Consider the following 23168-nt stretch of genomic DNA (forward strand, 5'->3'; position numbering starts at 1 on the left):
CAACCACCACCACACCGCCGTTCCAGCTGCCGCAGCTGCCGTGCATCCTGCCGGCGCCGTTCTGCCCGCCCAGCTCAAGCCCCGCCACCCCGACGCCACAGCAACCGCAGCCGGGGCCCGGGCCGACGCCGACTTCGCCCCCACCGGCCAGTTGACTTCGCCTGCCAGCGAAATTCACCGCTACACTGGCGTGCCGTGATGATCACCCTGGACCATGTCAGTAAGAAGTACAAAGCGTCGGCCCGCCCGGCGCTGGAAGACGTCAACGTCAAGATCGACAAGGGTGAATTCGTCTTCCTGATCGGCCCGTCGGGGTCGGGCAAGTCCACCTTCATGCGGCTGCTGCTCGGCGCGGAGAACCCGACCAGCGGCGACGTCCGGGTGTCGAAGTTCCACGTCAACAAGCTGCGCGGGCGGCACGTCCCGAAGCTGCGCCAGGTCATCGGCTGCGTTTTCCAGGACTTCCGCCTGCTGCAGCAAAAGACGGTCTACGAGAACGTCGCGTTCGCGCTCGAAGTGATCGGCAAACGAACCGACGCGATCAACCGGGTGGTGCCGGAGGTGCTGGAAACGGTCGGCCTGTCGGGCAAAGCCAATCGGTTGCCCCATGAGTTGTCCGGTGGCGAGCAGCAGCGGGTGGCGATCGCCCGCGCGTTCGTCAACCGGCCGCTGGTCCTGCTGGCGGACGAGCCGACGGGCAACCTCGACCCAGATACCAGTAAGGACATCATGGATTTGTTGGAGCGGATCAACCGCACCGGGACGACGGTGTTGATGGCAACGCACGATCACCACATCGTCGACTCGATGCGCCAGCGCGTCGTCGAGTTGTCGCTGGGCAGGCTGATTCGCGACGAGCAGCGCGGCATCTACGGGATGGACCGCTAAGTGCGCTTCGGTTTCCTACTCAACGAGGTCCTGACCGGGTTTCGTCGCAACGTCACCATGACGGCCGCGATGATCCTGACGACCGCGATCTCCATCGGCCTGTTCGGCGGCGGTCTGCTGGTCGTCCGGCTGGCCGACAACTCGCGCGAGATCTACCTCGACCGCGTCGAGACGCAGGTGTTCTTGACCGACGACATCTCGGCCAACGACGCCACGTGCGCCTCCGCGCCCTGCAAGGGGCTGCGCGACAAGATCGATGCGCGGCAAGACGTCAAATCGGTGCGGTTCGTCAACCGGCAGGACGCCTACAACGACGCGATCAAGAAGTTCCCGGAGTTCAAGGACGTGGCGGGCAAGGACTCCTTTCCGGCGTCGTTCATCGTCAAACTGAACAACCCCGAACAGCACGCGGAGTTCGATGCCGCGATGCAGGGCCAGCCCGGGGTGCGCAGCATCCTCAACGAGAAGGACCTCATCGACCGGCTGTTCGCCGTCCTGGACGGCCTGCGCGACGCCGCGTTCGCCGTCGCTCTGGTGCAGGCCGTCGGAGCAATCCTGTTGATTGCCAATATGGTGCAGGTCGCGGCCTACACGCGGCGCACCGAGATCGGGATCATGCGGCTGGTGGGTGCCAGCCGGTGGTACACCCAGCTGCCCTTCCTGGTGGAGGCGATGCTGGCCGCGGCCATCGGTGTGGCGATCGCGGTCGTCGGACTCATGCTGGTTCGGGCATTGTTCCTGGACAACGCGCTGAGCCAGTTCTATCAAGCACACCTGATCGCCAAGGTCGACTACGCCGACATCCTCTACATCTCGCCGTGGCTGTTCCTGCTCGGCGTGTCGATGGCGGCGGTGACGGGGTACGCGACCTTGCGCCTCTATATACGGCGGTAGCTGTGGCCAAGGGTTCCGGCCGAGCCAAGGCGGCGGGCGGCAAAGGTGGCAGCAAACAAGTCATCGCCACCAATCGCAAAGCGCGGCATAACTATTCGATCATCGAGTTGTTCGAGGCCGGCGTGTCTTTGCAGGGCACCGAGGTCAAAAGCCTTCGGCAGGGCCAAGCATCGTTAGCTGACGCGTTCGCAACAATCGACGACGGCGAAGTTTGGTTGCGCAACTTGTACATTCCGGAGTATCAGCACGGTAGCTGGACCAATCACGAACCGCGCCGCAACCGAAAGTTGTTGTTACATAGGCAACAAATTGACAGGCTGGTCGGCAAGATACGAGATGGTAACCTCGCCTTGATGCCGTTGTCTCTGTATTTCTCCGAGGGCAAGGTCAAGGTCGAACTTGCCCTTGCGCGCGGTAAAAGGGCTTACGACAAGCGCCAGGACATGGCGCAGCGCGATGCACAGCGTGAAGTGGTTCGTGAGATGGGACGTCGAGCAAAGGGCATGACCTGATCGGGGCGGCGTACGCTCAGCTGTCTGCCGTCACGTACGGAGTCAGCGACTTTGTGGGCGGCGTAGCAGCTCGGCGAGTGGCCGCGCTGCGCGTCATGCTCGTCGCCTACCCGATCGAGACTCTTCTACTGGGCGTGATGGCCGTTTTCGTCGGCGGCCCGATTCACGCCGGCGCCGTTCTGTGGGGATGCCTATACGGCATCGGCATGGCGTTCGGTATGTGGGCGTTCTTCGCGGCCCTTGGCTCCGGGCCGATTTCGGTTGTCTCACCCTTGGCGGCCGTGCTCAACGCCGCGGTGCCCGTCGCCGTGGGTATGGCGCTGGGGGAGCGGCCCGGGCAGGCGGCCCTGGTGGGCGTCGTCCTGGCGCTGGGCGCGGTGATGCTCGTCAGCCGCGAGGCCCCCGCCGAGGGGACGCCGTATCGCTTCACGCCAAAAGTGGCCTGGCTCACAGTGGTTGCGGGCTCGGCGATGGGGTTGAACCTGGTGTTTCTGCACCAGGCGCCCCATGCGTGCAAGCTTTGGCCCCTGGTCTTCGCCCGGGTGGCGGCCAGCCTGGTGGTGTTCGCGATGGCCAAAACCAGCGACAACCTGGTGATGCCGCGCGGACGGCCGCTCAAATTGGCCGTGGCCGTCGCGCTGCTCGATATCTTCGCCAACATCACCATGCTGGCGGCGCTGCACACCTGGCTGCTGTCGTTGGCCAGCATCCTGATCTCGCTCTATCCGGCCGCGACGGTCGTGCTGGCGATGGTGGTGCTGCGTGAACGGGTGACCCGGTTGCAGGGGATCGGCATGGTGCTCGCGATGGGCTCCGTGGCGATGATTGCGTCCGCCTGACGGCCTACGATCCGAGGCATGGCCGATCGCCCCGTCACCAAACTCGACATATCCACCGTGCTTACCGGTCTCTTCGCGGTGTGGGACGACATCGACGCGCTGTTGGGCGGGCTCTCCGAAACGCAATGGCGGGCGGCCAGCCCGCTGCCTGGCTGGGACGTTAAGGCCCTGGTGTCGCACATGATCGGCACCGAGTCGTTCCTTGCCGGCATCGCCGCGCCCCAGCCCGATGTCGACGTCTCCGTGTTGGATCACGTGCGCAACGACGTCGGCGTGATGAACGAGTGCTGGGTCCGCCATCTGAGCGCGCACGCCGACGCCGACGTGCTGGAAAGCTTCCGGGCGATCACCACAGATCGGCGCGCAGCGCTGACGAACATGTCCGACGACGAGTGGGACGCGGTGACGATGACTCCCACCGGCCCGGACTCCTACGGCCGGTTCATGCGGATCCGTGTGTTCGACTGCTGGATGCACGAAGAAGACATTCGCGTGGCGTTGGGACGCCCGCCCTCCGATGACGAGCTCGCCGGCCCCGCGGCGTCGCTGGCCCTCGACGAGATCGCCGCGACGATGGGTTACGTGGTGGGCAAGCTGGCCAAGGCGCCCGAGGGCGCACGCATCCAGTTCGATCTCACCGGCCCGCTGGCCCGCGCCATCCGGGTCAGCGTGGACGGCCGGGCCGCGGTGGTCGACGACTTCGGCGGCCGGGACCCGACCGCGACCATCCGGTTGGACGGGCTGCAGTTCACCAGGCTCGCCGGTGGCCGCCCGATGTGTCCCGCGCGGGCCCAGGACATCGAGCTCGGCGGCGACAAAGACGTGGCCAACCAGGTTGTCGAGCACCTCAACTTTGTGATCTGATCGCTGCCCGGCCGGGAAGATAATCCCGTTGCCGCTGGTTGATAGCCGGGTACCATTGATATTCCTGCCGAAAGTCGGTGGGGTGCGAGGGGCTGAAAGGTTTCGACTTCGCGCATCGAATCAAGGGAAGCGTGCCGGTGCAGGCAACCGACCACCGTAAGCGTCGTTGCAAACAGATAAGCGCCGATTCACATCAGCGCGACTACGCTCTCGCTGCCTAAGCGACAGCTAGTCCGTCAGACCGGGAAAGCCCTCGACCCGGACCCTGGCGTCAGCTAGAGGGATCCACCGATGAGTCCGGTCGCGGGACTCATCGGGACACCAACAGCGACTGGGATCGTCATCCTGACTTGTTCGCGTGATCAGGAGATCCGAGTAGAGGCATAGCGAACTGCGCACGGAGAAGCCTTGAGGGAATGCCGTAGGACCCGGGTTCGATTCCCGGCAGCTCCACAAGAGGATATGCGAATGACAACAGGCCGAGTTCTCACGCGCGCTGACCGCCTCGCTGCGGTGCTTGCGGTGCGACAAAGCGCGCTGCGCAACAATTCTCCGAACAACTGCTGATAGCGGTACCGGGGGGCGTGACGTGTCCGGTGCGCCTCGATCAGATGTTCGCGCTCGATTTTTCTCCAAAATCGAGGCGGAGTAAGATTTTTCGAGCGCCGCACTGTTCACACCCCACGCATTGTGCGCCGCGCTGTTGATTACCACGACTCACCGGCTGCCAACCTGTGCCGTGCGACATCGCCGCGCTGTGCCACGACCGACCGGCCCGGTGGGCAACCAGCCTTGTCCAGCAGCCCCTCGGCGGAAACCGAATCCGCCCCGCCGCAGTGAGCGTTTCACACGGTCGACGAAAGGTAGATGTGAAAAACACCGCAACCGGATGGTTCGACGGCCGCGAGACGCAAAGATGCATAAGATTCTTCATCGTGAATTCGGTTGAAGCGCAAGGTGTTTCCGCAGCATCGCTGGTACCGCTGCAGTGCACTACCACCCTCACCGCGAAGCTGACGACGTGTGACCGATGCCGCTGCGGCGTCGGTCTGTCGGCCACCCCGGGAATCAACTCGACTGCTTTGGCGTTCGGCTAGCCGTGGCGCACGCGAAGAGATGTCTTAGTATCAGCCCGTCGAGCATTCCTGATCGGGGGGCACGGTGTTGAGGCTTCTCAAGCGCGCGTGGGTTCCGCTGGTTGTGGCAGTCGCGCTGATCATCGGCGGCGTTGCGGTGGTCCGGCTCAACGGTGTTTTCCCAGGACCCGGCCTGCCCAAGCCCGATCCGCGGGATGCGACCCCGCCCTATGCGGCAAAGACCGCCATCTACGAAATCCTGGGACCGCCCGGAACGACCGGCGTCGTCAACTGGATGGATGCGGACTCGCTACCGCAGAAGGCCAACTTCACCACATTGCCGTGGTCGAAGACGATCGTCGCCGAGATGCCCGGCATCTTCGCCTACGTCGTCGCCCAAGGTGACAGTCCCTTCATAGGCTGCCGCATCACCGTCGACGGCAAATTGGTCGATCAGCAACAGGCCAACAACCGGGACGCGCAGGTCTCCTGCTTGGACAAGTCCGCGTGACCGACGACACGAGCGACACGGACAGAATCCCCGTCGCGCAGCGCACCGAAGTTGAGCGCAAACCGCGTCTGGCCCGCACCATCCGCGTCCTGGCGCTGCCGATTGTCATAGCCTGGCTGCTGATCGCGATCGCCGTCAACGTCTTCGTGCCACAGTTGGAAAAGGTTGCCGAGGACGTCTCGGTGCCGCTCTCGCCATCCGACGCGCCTTCGGTGACCGGGATGAAGCACATCGGGGAGAAATTCAAGGAGTACGACTCCGACACTCTCGTCCTGGTGACCCTGGTCGGTGATAAACCGCTCGGCGAGGACGCTCACCGGTATTACGACGATCTCGTCAAGAAACTGCAGCAGGACCACGAACACGTCGAGCATGCGCTGAATTTCTGGGGACAGCGATTCACATCCTCGGGTGTCGAAAGCCACGACCACAAGTCCGCCTATGTTCAGGTCAACCTGCGCGGTGACCAGGGCGGCGCCATCGGCGACAAATCGGTTGCCGCCGTTCGCAAAATCGTCGCGGACTCGAAGCCGCCGGCGGGGGTGAAGGCCTACGTCGCCGGCCAGGGCGCCCTGACCGCCGACACGATCGTTGTCGGCGACGCGAGTCTGGCCAAGATGACGATCATCACCATCATCATCATCGCGATCATGCTGATGTTCGTCTATCGCTCCATCGGCACCGTGCTGCTGACGATGGTCATCCTGTTCGTCGGACTGGCCACCGGCCGCGGCGTGGTGGCGCTGCTGGGCGCAACCGGCATCATGGGGCTGTCGACGTTCGCCGTCAACTTGCTGACGGCACTGGCCATCGCGGCGGGCACCGACTACGCGATATTCATGGTCGGCCGCTACCAGGAGGGCCGCGAACGGGGGCTGGACCGCGAGGCCGCCTATTACGACACCTTCGCCGGTGTGACCAAGGTGGTGCTGGGCTCGGGTTTGACGATCGTCGGGGCCCTGGCCTGTCTGAAATTCACCCGGCTGCCGTACTTCAGCTCACTGGCGTTTCCGTGCGCGGTGGGTCTGCTGGTGGTGGTGGCCGCCGGGGTCACGCTGACCCCGGCGCTGATCGCCTTCGCAAGCGGCTTCGGCCTGTTCGACCCGAAGCGCGAGTTCAACTACACCCGATGGCGCCGATTGGCGACGGCCATCGTGCGGTGGCCGGCGCCCATCCTCGCCACCTCCGTCATCCTGGCGATCGTCGGCGCGATTGGCTTGATGGGCTTCACTCCGCGCTACAACGACCTGTACTACCTGCCGGAGAGCGCTTCGTCGGTGCAGGCGTACACCGCGGCCGATCAACACTTCACCCAGGCCCGTTTGAACCCGGACCTTCTGATGATCGAATCGGACCACGATCTGCGCAATCCCCGAGACATGCTGGTCCTGGACAAGGTTGCCGGAGCCATCTTCCGGGTGCCCGGCATCGAACGGGTGCAGAGCATCACCAGGCCTCTCGGCCCGCCAATTCAAGACGGCTCCATCCCGTTCCAGCTCAGTGTGCAAAGCGCGCCGATCCGCAGCAACCTTGATTACCTGAAGGCCCGTGTCGGCGACATCAAAAAGATCACCGGTTTCCTCGACACTCAGATCGCGCTGTTGGAACGCCAGTACGCCGTGACCCAGAGGCTTGCGAACGCCGCGGACGACAGCTCGAAAACCACCGCGGAGACGGCGGCCATCACCGACGAGATCCGGGACCACATCGCGGATTTCGACGACTTCTGGAGACCGATCCGCAGTTACTTCTACTGGGAGAAGCACTGCTTCGACATCCCGATCTGCTGGTCGCTGCGAAGCCTGTTCGACGCCCTGGACGGGTTCGATCACCTGGCCGAAAAGTTCCACGCCCTCACCAGTGACCTCAGCGACACGGCCAAGGCCACGCGCGAATTGCTGGCGATCATTCCGGAGAACATCGCTGTCTCGAAGTCGATTCGGGATACGACGCTGACCATCTACAGCTCGTTCGACAGCCTGATCGATCAGTTCGACCGGCTAACCGACACGAACGCGGTGATGGGCAAGTCCTTCAACGACTCTCAGGTGGAAAGCCTGTTCTACCTGCCACCCGAGATCTTCCAGAACCCCGACTTCCAGCTGGGCTTGAGTTTGATGGTGTCGCCGGACGGCAAGGCCGCCCGCTTCATCATCACTCACGCAGTGGATCCGGCGACGGTGCAGGGAATCGCGTCGGTCGATCAGGAGCGCCGAGCGGCCAAGGAGGCGCTGAAACTCACCTCGCTGGAGAACGCCGACATCTACCTCGGCGGCACGGCCGCAACGTTTTACGACATCGCCAACGGCGCCAAGTACGACCTGATGATCGCCGGGGTGGCCTCGATCGTGCTCATCTTCATCATCATGGTGATCGTCACCCGCGCTCTGGTCGCAGCGGGCGTCATCGTCGGCACCATCGTGATGTCGTTGGGGGCCGCCTTCGGGTTCTCGACACTGATCTGGCAGCACCTTGGTAATTTCCAGTTGCACTGGGTGGCAACAGAATTCGCGTTGATTGTGCTCTTGGCGGTGGGATCCGACTACAACCTGATGCTGGTGTCCCGAATCGAGGAGGAAATCGGGGCCGGCCTGAAAACGGGACTCATCCGCGGCATGGGCGTGACCGGCCCGGTGGTGACCGCCGCCGGTGTGGTGTTCGCCGTCACCATGGCCACGATGATCACCAGCGATCTCCGGGCGATCGGGCAATTCGGCACAACGATCGGCATCGGCCTGTTGTTCGACACCTTCGTCGTCCGATCGCTCATCACGCCCTCGATCATGACGGTGATGGGACGCTGGTTCTGGTGGCCGAAGCGGGTACGCGTCCGGCCGGCCAGCCAGATGCTTCGGTCCGTCGGGCCGCGCCCGCTGGTTCGTGCCCTGTTGCACCACCCCCGGCACGGGGCTCCGACGACGTAGCCTACGTTTCGCGCCGCGCCGCCTTGACGGCTTCGCGCCGAGCCTTCTCCTTGGCGTGGGTCGAGCAGCAATGCCCCATCTCGCAATGGAACCGGTCGCTACAATCATGCGAACAATAGGCTGACGCGGCCGGAAGCCACTCCGGATCGGACAGGTCACGCCGTCGGTCGTCCGGATCGAACGTATGGCCGCAATGCACGCAGACCCTGGTCTTGGTCTTGACCATATCGCTCAGCGTACGCGCCATCGCCCCAAATCGGAGCCGGTTTCAGAGGGTTCGCAAAGCCGTTCACGCGTCGGTTCACGGCGGCGCATTTCTCGCGGGATTGGGTCGTCAGGAGGACCAGGAAGGGAACCCGCGCATGCATTTTGAGGGCAACGTGTGTCAGACGAGCGCTTTTGCCGCGGAGACAGAATTTGGTTTGCTTTGATTACCTGCAGTCAACCCAGTGCTGAACTTCGCAGCCAGACCGAGGAGCTCTCATGACCTATCGCCGTCTCGCTTGGGCGCTCGGCGCGGTGCTGACGGTGGCCATCGTTCCCGTCCCGGCACAGGGCGAGCCGCCGACGAAGTGTCTGACCAACACCCCCAAGGGCAAGCAGGTCTACGTGCCCTGCGATCTGCTCAACGCCGGCGCCAATTTCCCGCCGGGGCAGCGTTGTCCTCCACCGCTCGAGCAGTACCCGAAAGACGTGGCGGACTGGTGTGGCGAAGGGCCGGGCCTTGCGAGTACCACGCCTACGAGTCCTACGAGTCCGACGAGTCCGACGAGCTCCGTACGGCCCACGAGCCCAACGAGTCCCACGACTCCCACGAGTCCTGCGACCCCAACGACGACTCCTGCCACCGCAACGAGCCCCACGAGTCCGGCGCCTCCGGGCAATCCGCAGTGACGACGCCCTGCGTGAGGCGTTTCAGCGGGGCTATGCGCCTCGCGCTCGCAACGATCCGATCAGCAGCCGACGAAGCTGCCACCGGCGGGGCAGCTGGGTATGTTGATGATCGGGACACAGCCCGACGTCGTCGTCGAGACGGCGAACGCGAGCACCAGCCCTAACAAGATCTGCTTCCCCCTGGCCATGGCGGGGATTTTAACCCTGGGGTGGAAATCCCCGTGGCGATTTTCGCAGATCGGCTACGCGCATCACCGGGCGCGATTCCCGGCAGTGTCATAACAGGAACCGCAGGTCAGGCACCTGGTGCACCGAGTGCGAAACCCTCATCAAGACAGGGCGCGTCGCGCCGCGGATCACCTCCGCCGATTCGTGACGTAGCGGGGCGCCGAAACCTATGCTGCCCGCATGACCGAGTTCCGTGCGTCGCCGCCGCCGGATCTACCCCGGCATTCCCTCGGCCGAGGGGGCCTTGCCCGGGCCGGATCAATTGGTCGGCCGCCCCCGCGCGTTGGCCGTGGACTTACTCGGCGAACTGCACGGTCCGCTCTTCTACGCCGACTTCAACGGCGGCATCAGGAAGCTCTACGCGTGCTCGCTGGAACTCGTCACCGAGCTTTGCGACGAAAGCCGCTTCGCCAAGAACCTCACCGCGACCCTCGCCCGAGTCAGGCCGCTAGCCGGTGACGGCCTCTTCACGGCCTACCACGGCGAACCGAATTGGCAGCGCGCCCACGATGTGCTGTTGCCAGGTTTCAGTTACGCGGGTCTGCGCACCTACCACGCAGCGATGCTGGACATCAACTGCACGATGATCGAACGGTGGGACGCCAGCGCGGGAGTCGCGCCGGTGGACGTGTCGAATGACTTGCAGAAGCTGGCCATGGACACCGTGGCGCTCGCGGGATTCGGTTCACGCTTCGGCTCTTTCGACCGCCCCGTCCTGGCTCCGATCCCGCAGAGCTTCACCACCGCTCTCGGCGAGCTGGTAAAGGACGAGCCGACACCGGCGTTCACGGCAGAATTGGCCACGCTGCACACGTTCATAGACGAACTCATAGCCGTGCACCGATCCGGCGACCGTGAGTTCGACGATCTGTTAGCGCTTATGCTGCAACAGGATCCGAGCGGCGAACCGGTGCTGGACACCGAGAACATCCGCAATCAGATCATGACCCTCCTGATCGCCGGGCAGCTCACCACGTCGGAATTGATGCCCAACACGCTCTACAACCTCGTCAGCGATCCGACGGTGCTGCACCGGGTTCAGGCCGAAGTGGACAGCGTTTTCGGAATCGCAGACGACTACATGCCCGGCTACGACGACATCGGCAAGCTGGCCTATCTACGTCAGGTGATCGAGGAAACGCTGCGGCTGACTCCGCCGGTGCTGAATTTCGATCGAATGGCCTTGGAAGACACTGTGATCGGTGGCAAGTATCCGATCAAGCGCGGCGAGGCGGTCACGGTGCTCACCGGCGCATTGCACCGCCAGCCGCAGTGGGGCGACAATGTCGAACTTTTCGATCCCGAGCGGTTCGCTCCCGAACGTTCGGCGGGCCGGCCGACCGCGCTGTTCAAACCCTTCGGTACCGGGGCACGATCCTGCATCGGCCGGCAGTTCGCGCTGCACGAGGCCGCCATGGCGGTGGCCCGGATCGTACATCGCTACCGTCTCATCGACAGCTACCACTATGTGCCGCAATGGGAAACCCCGACCAGTCGTCGGCCGGTCGGATTCCGGCTCGATGTCATCCGGCGTACCCCGCAGGAGCGCAAGACCGTCACACCGGGCGTTGAGGGCGTCGGCGCCCAGAACGAAGCGCCGCACCCGACGGCGATCACGGCCGGCACCCGACTGGCCGTCTTTCACGGTTCCAACCTCGGCACGTGCCGCGCCCTGGCCCGCCAATTCGCCGACGATGCAACGGCACTGGGCTGCACGGCCACGGTGGCCCCGCTCGACGATGCCGTCGGCGGTTTCCCCGAAGCGGAGGCCATCCTGATCATCGCGTCCTCCTATAACGGCCAGCCGACCGACGACGCGCGCGCCTTCCTCAACTGGCTGCTCGAGGCGAAAACCACGCTGAATCCGGCACCCTACGTCGCGGTTCTCGGTGTGGGTGACCATAACTGGGCGGACACCTACCAGGTGGTCCCGCGGCGCATCGACGAGCGCCTCGGCGAGCTGGGAGCAAACCGGTTGGTCTCGCGGGCGGCGGCCGACACCTCGGGGGATATGGTCGGCACGATCGAGGAGTTCGCAGCGGCGCTGTGGTCGTCGTTGGCCGAACGCTTCGGAGACCCCGACGCCGCGCCGCTCACGGATGCGGCCGAGCCGCTCTACGAGCTGCGGCGGATCGTCGGCCCGGTCACGGCAGCGATGGACGCACGGTCGTCGGTGATCCCGATGACCATCGTCGAGAACACCCAACTGGTCAGGCCCGGACTGGGTCAAGCCAAAACCAATGTCCGCGTAGATCTTCCGGACGGCGTCGACTACCAAACGGGCGATCACCTCACGGTGATGGCGGACAACCCACCCGAGGTGGTCGACGCGGTGTTGGCGCAACTCGGCATCGACCCTGGATTGCGGCTGGCGATCAATCCTCGGCGCAGCTCGCGGCGGCTGATCGCGCTGGACCGAGAGGTCAGCGCACGAGAACTTCTCACGCACTTCGTCGAATTGCGGAAACCGGTGACCAGCAGTCAATTACGCCGTCTCGCGGCGGCCAATAGCAATCCTTCAGAGCGCGAGCGGCTCAACGAACTGGCCGAGGATCCGGACGGCTGCCCGCTCAGCGTGCTGGAGTGCCTCGACGAATATCCATCTTGCGTTCTTACCGGTGCCGAACTTCTCGAACTGCTCGATCCCATGGTGCCTAGGCACTATTCGATCGCATCATCGTCAATGCTGTCGCCGCGCACCGTAGGACTGGTGGTGAGCGTGCTGGACGCGCCGGCCCGTTCCGGTCACGGTCTGTTCAAGGGTGTCGCGTCCAACTACCTCGCGACAGTCCAACCAGGACAGGTGATCCGGGCCCGCGTGGACCCGGCCCGGCAGGCGTTCCGGGCCGGTGCCGATCCGGCCAAGAACGTGATCCTGGTCAGCGCCGGCACGGGTGTCGCACCGTTCCTCGGTTTCCTCGGTGACCGACTCGCCGCACAACAGGCCGGTGCGCCGGTGGAGCCTGCGTTGTGCTTCTTCGGGGTGCGTGACCCTGAAGTCGATTACATCTTCCGAGACCGCTTCGAGCAGGCCGAAGCGATCGGCATCGTGCAAATGCGCCCGGCCTTCTCGCGCGCACCCGAGGATGGGGTTCGCTACGTGCAGGATCGGATCGCCACGGACGCCGACGAAGTGTGGAACCTGTTGGGCGACCCGGGCAAGGACGCCCACGTCTACGTGTGCGGCGACGGCGCGCGGATGGCGCCGGCGGTGCGCGGGTCCTTCGTCGACATCTATCGGGCACGGACGGGCGCCGACGACGATCAGGCCCGCGCTTGGCTGAACGGTCTCATCGAATCCGACCACTACGTCGAGGACGTGTGGGCCGGGTGATCTCCGCCCCGGGGAATGGCGAGCGACTAGGAAGCGTCGCGCAGGCGGGTCTAGTTGCCCGCCTCGATCGACGCGACCCTCGCGGCCGCGTCGGGGCCGCAGTAGCGCTGCAGGTCCACCCCGCCCGCGCCGAGCAGGTCGTCAATGCGGCGCTTGAGGTCGCCCGAGGAGATGTGGGCGTACAGGTTGGTACCCGGGCAAGAGGTTTGGGCCAGGTCCCGATGGCCCGCCAGTGTGCCGGTCGAAATGTGGAAATTCTGAGCCGCCCAGGCGAACGCGCGAGCTGCTCCCTGGAGCTGTGCCTCCGGCACGGCCTCTTGATCGAAGTCTCCTTCGCAGAGGACCAGGAAATGGCCCGTCGTGTCGTAGTCCGTCGCGGTGTCGCCCGCGATCTCGGTGCTCCGCAGTTCGTAGATGTTGCCATTGCGGTCCACGCCGACGTGATAGGCGATGTCGATCCATCCGTGCTGGTCTTGGTGGTATCGCTGATCTTGTCGGAGATGGCTTGGGGCATTGCGGTTTTCGCCGAGGACGACGGCCTCGTGGTGCAGAGTCATCCGGGTGATGGTGTGGCGCTTGCCCCCGGAGCGGGCCGGTCGCGCCCCCCAGGCATCCCGGCATAGCAACAGCGCCGAACTCGCGGCGGTCAGGCTTGCGCTGATCGTCGACGTCGGGGGAGGAGCCGACGCCAGAGGGCGGGTCTCAGAAGTCGCACTCGAGCAGCCGCCGACCAGGGACGCCGCGCCGGCGCTGCCGGCCACCATCAGCAGCTGACGGCGGCTGACGTGAGCTGGCCGGCCCCACGCTGGCTCACACACGGTCCTCACGATACGGGCGTGATGCCGGACCGCGGGACGTCTTCGTTCATGTCCCGCCGAGGGCGTCCCGGACGCGTCCGCGCGCCCGGTCGAGCCGGGCGGCGGCCTCGCTCGCGTCGACTCCCATGAGCAGGGCGACGATCGCCGTCTTGGCGTGACCGCCCGCGGCGGCGAGCGCGGCGGCCGCGGCCTCCTCGTCGACGCCGGCCGCGTCGCGGACGATCCGCACCGCCCGGCGGCGCACCTTCGCGTTGGTCGCGCGCACGTCGACCATCCGCGGTCCGTAGGCCTTGCCGAGCGCGATCATCACGCTCGTCGAGAGCGCGTTGAGCACCACCTTCTGGGCCGTGCCCGCGGTCAGCCGCGTGGAGCCGGCGAGCACCTCGGCCCCGGTCAGCAGTTCGATGACCACGTCGGCGGACGCCTCGCTGCCCGCGTTGTTCACGATCGCGACGGTCAGGGCGCCCGCCGCGCGCGCGTGCTCGAGCGCCCCGAGCACATACGGCGTGCGGCCCGAAGCCGTGATCCCGACAAGCGCGTCGGCGGCGGTGAGGTCGGTCAGATCGGCGGGATCGAACGCGTCTTCAGCGCCCTCGATCGCCTCGGTCAGCGCCGCCGGTCCGCCGGCGATCACGCCGCGCACCAGGTCGGTGCCGAACGTGGGCCCACACTCGGCCGCGTCGAGCACCCCGAGGCGCCCGGGCGTACCGGCGCCGGCGTAGACCAGGCGGCCGCCGCGCTCGAGCCGTTCGACGATCGCCTCGGCCGCCGCCGCGATCCGCGGGACCGCCGCGGCCACCGCGCGGTGCGCTTCGGCTTCGGCGGCAACGAGCAGCGCGACGACGTCGGCGATGGGGCGCGCGTCGAGATCGTCAAGGTCCGGCCGCACCGCCTCGGTGGCGAGCGCATCGATCCGGTGCGCGACAACGGCTTTCGGATGCGCTTGCACGCGAATCACATACGGCTCGTGGATCGCCCCTAGTTGCAGGGCGCCGTCGAGCGGTTCGCCGACGGCAGGGCTGACATCGAGCCGCGCGCGCAGCGCCTGGATTCTCGACAGTCCGCCGACCATCGCCACCGGGCCATCCCCGGCCGCGCCGGCTGTCGCGGCGAGCGCGTCGGCGGCGGCGCTGATGATCGCCAGCGCCGCGGCGTCGCTCTCCGCGGCCAGGACGTCCGGCGCGAACGACGCAACCGCGGCCGCATCGGTGAGCTGCGTGGGCCAGGTCTCCGGCGCGCCGAAGCGGGCGCGGGCGGCGTCGAGCAGCGCGGTGGCGGGTCCGCGGCCGTCGTGGGCGCGCAACGCCGCGCGCAGCCCGGCGGCGCCGATCCACGCGCCGCCGCCCTCGTCGCCCAGCCAGGGGCCCCAACCGTCGGCGGTGCGCAGCGCGCCGTTCGCGTCGATGGCGAGCGCCACGACGCCGGTGCCCACGATCAGCACGACGCCCGGCTCCCCGTTCAGCGCGCCCGCGTGCGCGATCACCACGTCGCTGGTTACGGCGACGCGTTGCGCCCCAAGCGATTTCAGCAATGAAGCGCCCAACGCGCGCGCCGCGTCCGGCGCCGTCAGCGCACCGGCTGCGCCCACGATCACCTCGTCGACCGGGCTGAAATCTCGCGCGACCGCCAGGATGGCCGCCTCCGCGGCTCGTACGCCGCCAGGAGTCGCGAGCCCCGGCGCGCCCGCGCCGTCGGCCATGCGACCGCCGGCCGCGGCCCGGCAGGCCGTCTTTCCGAGGTCGATGGCGAGAATCACCGCAGCTTCTGCGCGAACTCGACGATATTGCCGTCCGGGTCGGCGATGTGCAGCGTCCTCTCGCGCCACGGTCGATCCACCGGTCCGCTGAGGATCTCGACACCGAGTCCACGCAACCGCTCCGCTTCCGCATCGACGTCGTCGATCAGGAAGCCGATCTCACCGCAGGGCGGAGTGCCGCCCTCGCGACCGATGAGCTCCGGCAGCTTGGCGCGTTCGAAAAGCGAGAACTTGGTGTTCTCCATGTCGAACTCGACATAGCCGGCGCCTTCGATGCGCACCCGCAGCCCGATCACGTCGCGGTAAAACGACACCGACCGGTGCAGCGACTCGACATAGTGAATGACGTAGTCCACACGCGTCATGCCTTGCACGGTAGCTGCTCAGGCAGCGCGAGATCCGCCGTGGTCTAGTTCTCCTCCGGCTGATTCGTCCGCGCATCCCAAACAGCTTGTGTCTCAACCCCGATCGATGGGTGGTGAATCTCCTGGAAGTTCCGTCCGCCCCGACGGAATGTGGCGACGACGGCGTCCGGCGCATCCTGTTCCAGGATCGGCATGGACACCCACTCACAGGGTCGGATGTGCACCAGGTCCACCGCCGCAGCGCTTTTGCCGGCGTCGTAGCTGTAAGGCCCGCAGACGCGGCCCAGCCAGAACCACCCGTGCGGGTCGCGGGTCCACACGAACGAGCCTTCGCCGAGCTCGGCGAATCGGGCGACCCGACGGGCAAGCCGGTCCTGCTCGGCAGGACTGCTCACAAGGCGGCCAAACCCGCACACGCCGAGCCGGCGAGCGCGATCGATGGTGGCTTGTTGCTCGACGGCACCGTTGCGGGATCGCATCGGCGCGCGGTAGACGGCGACCATGAGAGACATGGTGCCCCGACGCCGGTGAGTTTCGCATCGGTGTCGGCATCAACACCGGCAAGGTGATCGCCGGAACCATCGGCGGCGGAAGCAAGCTCGAGTTCACCCTGATCGGCGACACCGTCAACGTCGCGGCCCGCGTCGAGCAACTCACCAAGACCACCGGCGACGCCATTCTTCTCACCGGTTCGTGCGCGGACGCGCTGACCCGCCGACCGTCCGGACTCCTCGATCGAGGGTCGCACGCGTTGAAAGGCAAATCCACTGCGGTCCAAGTCTTCACTCTCGGTTTAGAGGACCAAAAGCCACAGTGAGAACAGCGCTTGGCAGCGGCATCGATTGCGTCCGCGCGCAGAATTGATACGGTTCAATTCAAGGCCGCCAATTCGACCGCCGCAAAATTCGCCAGCCCCGATCAACCCTGGAGGAGTTCATGCGCAGGAGCGCGTCATGAGCGATGCCGCCTGGGCCCTCTATACCGAGCAGATGAACAACGTCGACGGCTGGTTCTTCGAGGCCGATGTCGAGCTCTTCAGCCAGCTGCTCGCGTGCCAGACGGCCGAGGGCATCAAGGGCGACATGCTGGAGATCGGCGCGTATCAGGGCAAGTCCGCCATCTTGATGGGTTACGGCCTGCGTGACGATGAAGACCTGGTGATCTGCGATCTGTTCGGCGCCGTGATGGGTCACGCCGACATTGCGCAGGCCCCGCGCCAGGAGTACTCGGGCCTGGATCAGCAGCAGTTCCTGGCCAACTGGGATCGGTTCCACACCCGCCGGCCGACGTTGGAGGTCTGCGAATCAGCGGCACTCGATCTGGGGGAGCGGGCACTGCGCTTCGTCCACATCGACGGGTGTCACGCCTACCGGTGCGTCGCCAGTGACATCAGCCTGGCTGTAGATCACGCGGCCGAACGGGCGGTGATCGTGATGGACGATTATCGAGGGGTCGAAACCCCCGGCGTGGCGGCGGCCGTCTGGCAGGCCGTCGGCAATGGCTTCGTGTTCCCCTTCGCAGCGACGTATATGAAGCTCTACGCCTGCACATCGGCCGCTGATCAGAGTTACTGGTTAGAACGGGTCCGGGATCGCGGCGACATCTGCGCCTTCCCCGACTTCGAGTTCCCGTCATATCGCAGCGTTTCGGACATGCAGATCCACCACACGGCCGACGAGGGCTGACAGGGGTTCAGCCCGTGACGTGGCCGACCGCGGCTTCCACGAGACCGGCGGCCCTGGCGGCGCTTTCGGCGGGCGTGGCCATCTGGGCGGCCACCTCGAGGGTTCGTGCGATGCAGTGCGGCGTGAGGATGGCCCGCAGATCGGCGAGCAGCGAATCCGGGGTGGTTGCGGAGAAGTGCCGTCCAATGCCGACGCCCAGCTGGCCGACGGCGGCGGCCCACATCGGCTGATCGACCGAAACCGCAAGAGCCAACGTGGGTTTGCCGGCGCGTATGCCCGCGAACGTGGTGCCCGGCCCCCCGTGATGCACCACCGCCCGGCAAGCGGGAAAGACGGCCGAGTGGTTCACCGACTCCATAACCTTGACGTGGTCGAATTGCGAGGTATCGGCGAAATCACTTACGCCGCTGCAGATCAGCGCGCGCTCGCCCAATTGCGCGCAGGCTTCGCTGATCATCTCGAGCAAGCCGGTGTGAAATGCGACTCGCGCGCTGCTGCCGAAGCCGAAGTAAATCGGCGGAGTTCCCGATTCGATCCAGGACGAGACCTCGTCGTCAACATCGGTCGGTAGCTCCAGCGTCAGCCCTCCGACGAAAGGCCGTCGGACATCCCATTTCGCCCACTCGGCTGCGAGCCCCGGGAAGAAGAGTTCGTCGTAGGCCTGAATCTCCAGCGGTTGCCGGGCCGAGGTCTCCGTTCCCTGCGGTAGGCCCAGTGTTTGGCGCAGGGCGTCTTCGGCCTCCTTGGTAACTTCCGAACGCGTATCACGCCCGAGCGGGTAGATGTGCAGCGCGGCCTGCGGAATGTCGTAGTATTCCGCGACATTGGCGGCCAGCCCCTGCTGGCTCGCGTCGGTCAACAACAGGTCGGCCCCGTCGGCCAGCGACGTGAGCGCCGTGCCCAGCTGCGGCCAGAGTCGCTTGAGATCCTCTGAAATCACCCACGCCATGAAGACCGGATTGGGCGACTCTCCGTATTTCCGAGCGATATTCGCGTTCTGCTCCACCTGATCCGGGCCGTGGGGCGCCGCCGCAAGCCCCGCCGACTCGACGAAGCCGACGTAGTTGGGTGGCACCGCCATAGTGACGTCGTGACCTCGGCGCTGCAGCTCCCGACCGATGGTGGCGCACGGCTCGACATCGCCCCGAGTTCCCAAGGTTGCCAGCACAATTCTCATCGCTGGCCGCCCCCATCGGAGCCAGGGCCGACGATACCCCTGAAATAGTCGATCGTCCGTTCGACGCCTTCTTCGAAGGAGACCCGTGGGACCCAGCCGAGGGCGGACTCGGCGAGGGTGATGTCCGGTCTGCGCTGCTTCGGGTCGTCCGGTGGCAGTGGCTCAAAGACGGTCGCCGAGGGCGATCCGGTCATTTCCTTGATGATGCTTGCGGTTTCGAGGACGGTGCGTTCGGCCGGGCTGCCGAGGTTGACCGGTCCGGTGAACGAAGCCTCGCTCGCCGTCATATTCACGAGGCCTTCGACGAGATCGTCGACATAACAAAAGGAGCGGGTCTGGCTGCCGTCGCCGAAGACGGTGATCGGTTCGCCGCGCAGCGCCTGGACGATGAATGACGAGATGATTCGGCCGTCCGCTGGGTCCATCCTCGGACCGTAGGTATTGAAAACGCGGACGACCTTGATCCGGACGCCGTAGCGACGCGCGTACTCGAGCATCAGCGTCTCCGCGACCCGCTTGCCCTCCTCGTAGCAAGCCCGTACCCCGAAGCAGTTGGCGTTGCCCCAGTAACTTTCGTTCTGCGGATGGATCGTCGGATCTCCGTAGACCTCGCTGGTGGAAGCCTGCAGAATCACCGCCCCCCGCTCGCACGCCAGTTCCAGTAGGTTTCTGGTCCCGACGTAATTGGTCTCGAGGGTGAACAGGGGATCCCGCTGATAGGCGCGCGGCGACGCGGGGCAGGCCAGGTTGAAGATGACGTCCAGCGGACCCGGCGCGGCCGCGTCGACCGGCCGGGTGATGTCATGCTCGACGAAACTGAAGCCCGGGTCGCCGACGAGCTGCGTAATGTTCTCGCGCCTGCCGGTGCAGAGGTTGTCGAGGCCGATGACCTCGATGCCGTCGCGGCGGAGACGATCGCACAGGTGGGACCCCAGGAACCCGGCGGCGCCCGCGACGAGGGCTCTCACTGCTTGTTCTCCTTAGTTCCGGGCATCGAACACGTAGCTTCGCATGACCGGCATGACGCCCGGCAAGACGCCCGCTAGAACCGATTGCGCTCACACCGGCGGTTCTCGGCTCGTTCAGCTGGAGTTCAAGATTTCGGAGCCAGGATGACGACGGGGATCGATCGCGACGTCTTCTTCTGGTATTCGTTGTAGCGGTTTTGATTGTTCTTGTTGACGATCTGCCACAGCCTCGGGTAGTCGGGATCGCCGGACAGCACTGGCCGCGCGGTGACGGCGAAACGTCTTGGGCCGACGTTGATCTCGACGTCGGGATTGGCCTTCAGGTTGTGGTACCAGCCCGGGGCCTCGGGCGCACCGCCCTTGGACGCGACTACCAGATAGTTGTCCCCGTCGCGGGCGTAGGTCAGCGACGTCGTGCGTTGTTTACCGGTCTTCGCGCCGACGGTGTGCAGTAGCAGGCTCGGTATCCACAGCGTGCGGTGACCGATCCAGCCGTTCGTCTTCTGATAAACGGTGTCGTGCACCCGCAGTACCTGCGGGAGCAGCTTGTCCACGAGACTCATGGCTTCCAGTCTCACCCAGCGGCGCCGGGCTTGGCCAGTGGGTCAGTGGTGATGCGGCGGTTGCTCGTCGCGCAGCCGGCGCTCGTCCCACGCCTCGCGGACCTGCTCCTCGTCGCCGAACCGCTCCGCGTCCTCGGGCGTGACGTGCACCCGCTTCGGTTTCGGCGCGGGCCGCGGTGGAGGCGAAGGTTCACTGGGCATGAGGCGATTATCTCTCAATTCGGACGAACTCTAGCTCTGCGCCTTGGCGATGTTCTCGACGATGATCTGGCAGGCCGTGTCATAGAAGGCGCTGATCAGGGTGGAGAAGGACAGCTCGAAGGGATAGATCATGTGCACGGCCAGCGGCTCGACCGCCCAGTCGGGCAGGATCGGCACGATGGTGCCCTCGCGCAGTTCCTTGGTGCAGATGATCTGCGTGGGCATGGCGCCGATGCCGAGCCCCTGCAGGATGTACTCCTTGCACACCTGAAAGTTATTGGCCCGTGCGCGCACTCGTGGCGCCAACTCGTGTCGACGGTCGAGTTTGGTCACCGCCAGCTTCAGTTTTTGGGGCCCGCAGAAGCCGAAGTCGATGAACGGCAGGGCGTTGACTTGCGCGGGTTCGGTGATCGGATCCTTCAGTCGCCCCACGAAATCTGTTGATGCGCAAAGGAAAAGGTTCAGGTCGAAAACCTTGCGCGCGATCAGCGTCGAATCCTGAAGTGGGCCGGGGCCGAACACGACGTCGTAACCGTCCTTGACCGGATCGACGATGTTGTCGACCAAGCGAATATCCAAGCGCGAGTTCGGGTAACGCTGCAAGAACATCGCGCCGACGCGGGACGCGTAGTCGATGCCCAAGCTCACCGGTATCGCGACGCGCAGTTCACCCTGGGGTTCCTGCCGGCTGCCCTCCACGAGGGCCCGTACACCGTTGGCCTCGGTCAAGATGTTCATCGCGTGGTCGTAGATCTGCTCGCCGATGTCAGTGACCGTCAACTGGTGGGTGTTCTTGCGCAGCAGCTTGATGCCCAGGTCGGATTCCAGCTTGGTCAGCTTCCGGCTCACCGTCGACTTGGGCATGCCGAGCGCCGTCGCCGCCTTAGAGAGGCTGCCGCAGTCCACCACCTTGCCGAATACCAGCAGGGCATCGAGGTCAAAGGGCAGATTCTGTTCCATGAGCGGTGTTCCAAGTATGCAACAGGGTGTTGCGTTCGTACACCTTATTGGGGGTCCCAGCAGCTGCTAGCGTCGGCCGCACCACGTAGGAGGTACGCGGGGATGAATCAGCCCATCGCCGTCGCCAAGCCCCCAAACGGGCACTGGACCGACGCATATCCCGAACTCGGCCGCGGCCCGGTGTCGCTCGAAGATTGTGTATCCGAAGAGTTCTACGAGAAGGAACGCGAACACGTCTTCAAGAAGAGCTGGCTCTATGTAGGGCGGGTCGAACGGGTTCCGCGCTCGGGCAGCTACTTCACCCGCGAGTTCAGGTTCCTGAACACCTCGATCATCATCGTGCGCGGCAAGGACCAGGTGATCCGGGCCTTCCACAACATCTGTCCGCACCGCGGCAACAAGATGCTGTGGGAGGACGACCCCTTCCAGGAAGTGTCCGGCCGCGCCCCGTTGCTGTACTGCCGTTTCCACGGGTGGCGCTACAAGCTGGACGGCTCGCTGCACTCGGCCACCCGCAAGGACCTGCTGCTGGACTTCGATCCGGACGGCTGCCGGGTGCCGGCGGTTCAGTGCGAGGTGTGGGAGGGCTTCATCTTCATCAACCTCAACCCGCACAACACCGAGCCGCTGCGGTCTTTCCTCGGCGAGCTGGCTCATGGCATCGAGGGGTATCCGTTCGACGGACCGCATCAGGTCTACAAGTTCTCCGCCGAATTGCAGTGCAACTGGAAGATTTTCGTGGACAGCTTCGCCGAGAGCTACCACGGGCCGTACCTGCACGCGTCGTCCTTCGGCGCACTCACCGCAGAGGCCAGAGACGCGTTCGACCAGCCGAACCCCTTCACCGACGCGCTGGCCTACCAGCTCTGCGGCCCGCATCGGATGTTCTCGTTCTCCGGCGAGCCCTCGCAGAAGACCCCGTACTCCAAGCCAATTGAATGTGTGATGGAAGCCAGCGCCGCGGGCCCCTGGAACAAGAAGATCGATCGGGGCGCGATGCCGCCGGGGATCAATCCCACGCGGTCGGAGAAGCACGGGTTCGACTCGTTCCAGTTCTTCCCCAACTTCGTCATCATCTTCGGCGCATCCGGCTTCACCACCCACGCCCACTGGCCCACCGGCCCGCACTCGCACGTGTTCGAAGTCGAGATGTTCTATCAGCCGCCGAAGACGCACCGGGAGCGACTCGGTCAAGAGCTCACCGTGACCTTCCTGAACGACATCATCCTCGAGGACGCGAGCCCGTCCGAGGGTTTGCAGGCGATGCTCAACAGCGGTGTCCTGACCCATTTCACGATGAATGATGAGGAGATCCTGCTGCGCCACCTCCACAAGGTGGTCGGTGATTACGTTGCGGCCGGCGAAGCCGCGAAGGTGGGTCAGCGATGAGCACGGTTCTGCCGAAAGAGTTCTCGCAACTCGAGCACTTGGTGCCCGAGTGGGCGATCGAGGACGGCCACCGGCGCTACGTCAAGCGCGTCAACAGCTCCATGGAGGAAATCCGGGCCTTCTACGACGAGGTGTTTCCGCACGCCGAGGAAGCCGTCGCCTACATCGACAAGTTCGACTACTCCGAGCCGCTGCCCGACGACGTCGCCAATCTGCGCAACCTGCTGTACTCGTTGATCACCGTCTCGTTGGCGGTCGAGCTGTGGAAACAGCCGCGGGTGAAGCATTCGGCCACCACCATTCTCACGAGAGTCAGCTGAGA

At 65.2% G+C, this 23168-nt stretch carries 23 protein-coding genes, 1 other RNA gene and 2 pseudogenes; 14 read left to right on the forward strand and 12 right to left on the reverse strand.

Translation table 11 applies throughout. The features are described 5' to 3' along the window. From ACYQ8K_RS04125 to ACYQ8K_RS04165, 9 genes are all read left to right on the forward strand, one after another. The coding region (locus ACYQ8K_RS04125; RefSeq protein ID WP_459967305.1) for a hypothetical protein at nt 1–199 on the forward strand (199 nt) is incomplete at its 5' end. Beyond that, nucleotides 199–888, forward strand: a complete 690-nt coding sequence (gene ftsE / locus ACYQ8K_RS04130; protein WP_459967285.1) for a cell division ATP-binding protein FtsE — start codon at nt 199–201, stop codon at nt 886–888. The genes ACYQ8K_RS04125 and ftsE, both read left to right, overlap by 1 nt. Then, nucleotides 889–1782, forward strand: coding sequence for a permease-like cell division protein FtsX (gene ftsX, locus ACYQ8K_RS04135; RefSeq protein ID WP_459967109.1), 894 nt, complete (start codon nt 889–891; stop codon nt 1780–1782). It begins immediately after the preceding gene. A 2-nt stretch (nt 1783–1784) separates the two neighbouring features. Next, nucleotides 1785–2294, forward strand: a complete 510-nt coding sequence (gene smpB, locus ACYQ8K_RS04140) for an SsrA-binding protein SmpB (protein ID WP_044484454.1) — start codon at nt 1785–1787, stop codon at nt 2292–2294. A 95-nt stretch (nt 2295–2389) separates the two neighbouring features. After that, the gene (locus tag ACYQ8K_RS04145; RefSeq protein WP_459967286.1) at nt 2390–3133 is read left to right on the forward strand and encodes an EamA family transporter; all 744 of its coding nucleotides are present in this window, start codon (nt 2390–2392) and stop codon (nt 3131–3133) included. Nucleotides 3134–3151: 18 nt separating this feature from the next. Next, nucleotides 3152–3997: a maleylpyruvate isomerase family mycothiol-dependent enzyme gene (locus tag ACYQ8K_RS04150; RefSeq protein WP_459967110.1), complete on the forward strand. Its 846-nt coding sequence runs from the start codon at nt 3152–3154 to the stop codon at nt 3995–3997. 88 nt (nt 3998–4085) lie between these two features. Further along, nucleotides 4086–4453, forward strand: a transfer-messenger RNA (tmRNA) gene (gene ssrA, locus ACYQ8K_RS04155). 708 nt (nt 4454–5161) lie between these two features. Beyond that, nucleotides 5162–5584 (forward strand): MmpS family transport accessory protein, encoded by a 423-nt coding sequence (locus tag ACYQ8K_RS04160; protein ID WP_459967111.1) that lies wholly within the window; start codon nt 5162–5164, stop codon nt 5582–5584. Then, entirely contained in the window at nt 5581–8508 is a 2928-nt protein-coding gene (locus tag ACYQ8K_RS04165) for an MMPL/RND family transporter (RefSeq protein WP_459967113.1), read from the forward strand. Before ACYQ8K_RS04160 ends, ACYQ8K_RS04165 begins: the two co-directional genes overlap by 4 nt. Nucleotide 8509: 1 nt before the next feature. Here the strand turns inward: ACYQ8K_RS04165 and ACYQ8K_RS04170 are convergent, their stop codons facing one another. Further along, nucleotides 8510–8734, reverse strand: coding sequence for a ferric uptake regulation protein (locus ACYQ8K_RS04170; protein ID WP_459967114.1), 225 nt, complete (start codon nt 8732–8734; stop codon nt 8510–8512). Between the two features lie 727 nt (nt 8735–9461). After that, nucleotides 9462–9590, reverse strand: a complete 129-nt coding sequence (locus ACYQ8K_RS04175) for a hypothetical protein (RefSeq protein ID WP_459967115.1) — start codon at nt 9588–9590, stop codon at nt 9462–9464. Nucleotides 9591–9823: 233 nt separating this feature from the next. Between ACYQ8K_RS04175 and ACYQ8K_RS04180 the strand changes: the two genes are divergently transcribed. Beyond that, entirely contained in the window at nt 9824–12964 is a 3141-nt protein-coding gene (locus ACYQ8K_RS04180) for a bifunctional cytochrome P450/NADPH--P450 reductase (RefSeq protein ID WP_459967116.1), read from the forward strand. 50 nt (nt 12965–13014) lie between these two features. On the opposite strand, the gene ACYQ8K_RS04185 is transcribed toward ACYQ8K_RS04180, so the two are convergent. The 5 genes and pseudogenes from ACYQ8K_RS04185 to ACYQ8K_RS04205 all read right to left on the reverse strand — a co-directional run bounded on the left by ACYQ8K_RS04185 (nt 13015) and on the right by ACYQ8K_RS04205 (nt 16406). Then, nucleotides 13015–13782 (reverse strand): N-acetylmuramoyl-L-alanine amidase, encoded by a 768-nt coding sequence (locus ACYQ8K_RS04185; protein ID WP_459967118.1) that lies wholly within the window; start codon nt 13780–13782, stop codon nt 13015–13017. Nucleotides 13783–13828: 46 nt separating this feature from the next. Continuing rightward, nucleotides 13829–14695: an N-acetylmuramic acid 6-phosphate etherase gene (gene murQ, locus ACYQ8K_RS04190; RefSeq protein ID WP_459967287.1), complete on the reverse strand. Its 867-nt coding sequence runs from the start codon at nt 14693–14695 to the stop codon at nt 13829–13831. A gap of 117 nt (nt 14696–14812) precedes the next feature. Then, a pseudogene (locus tag ACYQ8K_RS04195) lies at nt 14813–15481 on the reverse strand (BadF/BadG/BcrA/BcrD ATPase family protein); the annotation flags it as partial. A 53-nt stretch (nt 15482–15534) separates the two neighbouring features. Further along, the gene (locus ACYQ8K_RS04200) at nt 15535–15903 is read right to left on the reverse strand and encodes a VOC family protein (protein ID WP_459967119.1); all 369 of its coding nucleotides are present in this window, start codon (nt 15901–15903) and stop codon (nt 15535–15537) included. 44 nt (nt 15904–15947) lie between these two features. Further along, a complete protein-coding gene (locus ACYQ8K_RS04205) occupies nt 15948–16406 on the reverse strand; it encodes a GAF domain-containing protein (RefSeq protein WP_459967120.1) in 459 nt (152 codons plus the stop codon). A gap of 23 nt (nt 16407–16429) precedes the next feature. Between ACYQ8K_RS04205 and ACYQ8K_RS04210 the strand changes: the two are divergent. Both ACYQ8K_RS04210 and ACYQ8K_RS04215 read left to right on the forward strand, forming a co-directional pair. Continuing rightward, a pseudogene (locus tag ACYQ8K_RS04210) lies at nt 16430–16720 on the forward strand (adenylate/guanylate cyclase domain-containing protein); the annotation flags it as partial. Nucleotides 16721–16856: 136 nt separating this feature from the next. Then, nucleotides 16857–17588: a class I SAM-dependent methyltransferase gene (locus ACYQ8K_RS04215; protein WP_459967121.1), complete on the forward strand. Its 732-nt coding sequence runs from the start codon at nt 16857–16859 to the stop codon at nt 17586–17588. A 7-nt stretch (nt 17589–17595) separates the two neighbouring features. On the opposite strand, the gene ACYQ8K_RS04220 is transcribed toward ACYQ8K_RS04215, so the two are convergent. The 5 genes from ACYQ8K_RS04220 to ACYQ8K_RS04240 all read right to left on the reverse strand — a co-directional run bounded on the left by ACYQ8K_RS04220 (nt 17596) and on the right by ACYQ8K_RS04240 (nt 21457). Continuing rightward, nucleotides 17596–18765, reverse strand: coding sequence for a glycosyltransferase (locus ACYQ8K_RS04220; protein WP_459967123.1), 1170 nt, complete (start codon nt 18763–18765; stop codon nt 17596–17598). Next, nucleotides 18762–19733 (reverse strand): UDP-glucuronic acid decarboxylase family protein, encoded by a 972-nt coding sequence (locus tag ACYQ8K_RS04225; RefSeq protein ID WP_459967124.1) that lies wholly within the window; start codon nt 19731–19733, stop codon nt 18762–18764. Before ACYQ8K_RS04225 ends, ACYQ8K_RS04220 begins: the two co-directional genes overlap by 4 nt. Nucleotides 19734–19858: 125 nt before the next feature. Next, complete coding sequence (locus tag ACYQ8K_RS04230; RefSeq protein WP_459967126.1) at nt 19859–20296, reverse strand: nitroreductase family deazaflavin-dependent oxidoreductase; 438 nt, start codon at nt 20294–20296, stop codon at nt 19859–19861. Between the two features lie 42 nt (nt 20297–20338). Further along, nucleotides 20339–20497 carry a hypothetical protein gene (locus ACYQ8K_RS04235; protein WP_459967127.1) on the reverse strand — a complete coding sequence of 53 codons (159 nt, stop codon included), beginning with the start codon at nt 20495–20497 and terminating at the stop codon, nt 20339–20341. A gap of 30 nt (nt 20498–20527) precedes the next feature. Then, nucleotides 20528–21457 (reverse strand): LysR family transcriptional regulator, encoded by a 930-nt coding sequence (locus tag ACYQ8K_RS04240; RefSeq protein ID WP_459967128.1) that lies wholly within the window; start codon nt 21455–21457, stop codon nt 20528–20530. 102 nt (nt 21458–21559) lie between these two features. Between ACYQ8K_RS04240 and ACYQ8K_RS04245 the strand changes: the two genes are divergently transcribed. Both ACYQ8K_RS04245 and ACYQ8K_RS04250 read left to right on the forward strand, forming a co-directional pair. Beyond that, a complete protein-coding gene (locus tag ACYQ8K_RS04245) occupies nt 21560–22846 on the forward strand; it encodes an aromatic ring-hydroxylating oxygenase subunit alpha (RefSeq protein WP_459967129.1) in 1287 nt (428 codons plus the stop codon). Further along, nucleotides 22843–23166, forward strand: coding sequence for a hypothetical protein (locus ACYQ8K_RS04250; protein WP_459967130.1), 324 nt, complete (start codon nt 22843–22845; stop codon nt 23164–23166). The genes ACYQ8K_RS04245 and ACYQ8K_RS04250 overlap by 4 nt, the downstream gene beginning before the upstream one ends. The last annotated feature ends 2 nt before the right edge of the window (nt 23167–23168 follow it).

It is taken from the genome of Mycobacterium sp. MUNTM1 (genome assembly GCF_054660795.1).

Bases quoted from the DNA above. Each gene is read 5' to 3' on its own strand.
- ACYQ8K_RS04170 (WP_459967114.1), bottom strand. From the start codon at position 8,734: ATGGTCAAGACCAAGACCAGGGTCTGCGTGCATTGCGGCCATACGTTC.
- ACYQ8K_RS04150 (WP_459967110.1), top strand. From the start codon at position 3,152: ATGGCCGATCGCCCCGTCACCAAACTCGACATATCCACCGTGCTTACC.
- ACYQ8K_RS04200 (WP_459967119.1), bottom strand. From the start codon at position 15,903: ATGACGCGTGTGGACTACGTCATTCACTATGTCGAGTCGCTGCACCGG.
- ACYQ8K_RS04235 (WP_459967127.1), bottom strand. From the start codon at position 20,497: ATGCCCAGTGAACCTTCGCCTCCACCGCGGCCCGCGCCGAAACCGAAG.
- ACYQ8K_RS04220 (WP_459967123.1), bottom strand. From the start codon at position 18,765: ATGAGAATTGTGCTGGCAACCTTGGGAACTCGGGGCGATGTCGAGCCG.
- ACYQ8K_RS04145 (WP_459967286.1), top strand. From the start codon at position 2,390: ATGCTCGTCGCCTACCCGATCGAGACTCTTCTACTGGGCGTGATGGCC.
- ACYQ8K_RS04250 (WP_459967130.1), top strand. From the start codon at position 22,843: ATGAGCACGGTTCTGCCGAAAGAGTTCTCGCAACTCGAGCACTTGGTG.
- ACYQ8K_RS04205 (WP_459967120.1), bottom strand. From the start codon at position 16,406: ATGGTCGCCGTCTACCGCGCGCCGATGCGATCCCGCAACGGTGCCGTC.
- ACYQ8K_RS04215 (WP_459967121.1), top strand. From the start codon at position 16,857: ATGAGCGATGCCGCCTGGGCCCTCTATACCGAGCAGATGAACAACGTC.
- ACYQ8K_RS04175 (WP_459967115.1), bottom strand. From the start codon at position 9,590: ATGGCCAGGGGGAAGCAGATCTTGTTAGGGCTGGTGCTCGCGTTCGCC.
- ACYQ8K_RS04245 (WP_459967129.1), top strand. From the start codon at position 21,560: ATGAATCAGCCCATCGCCGTCGCCAAGCCCCCAAACGGGCACTGGACC.
- ACYQ8K_RS04240 (WP_459967128.1), bottom strand. From the start codon at position 21,457: ATGGAACAGAATCTGCCCTTTGACCTCGATGCCCTGCTGGTATTCGGC.
- ACYQ8K_RS04230 (WP_459967126.1), bottom strand. From the start codon at position 20,296: ATGAGTCTCGTGGACAAGCTGCTCCCGCAGGTACTGCGGGTGCACGAC.
- ftsE (WP_459967285.1), top strand. From the start codon at position 199: ATGATCACCCTGGACCATGTCAGTAAGAAGTACAAAGCGTCGGCCCGC.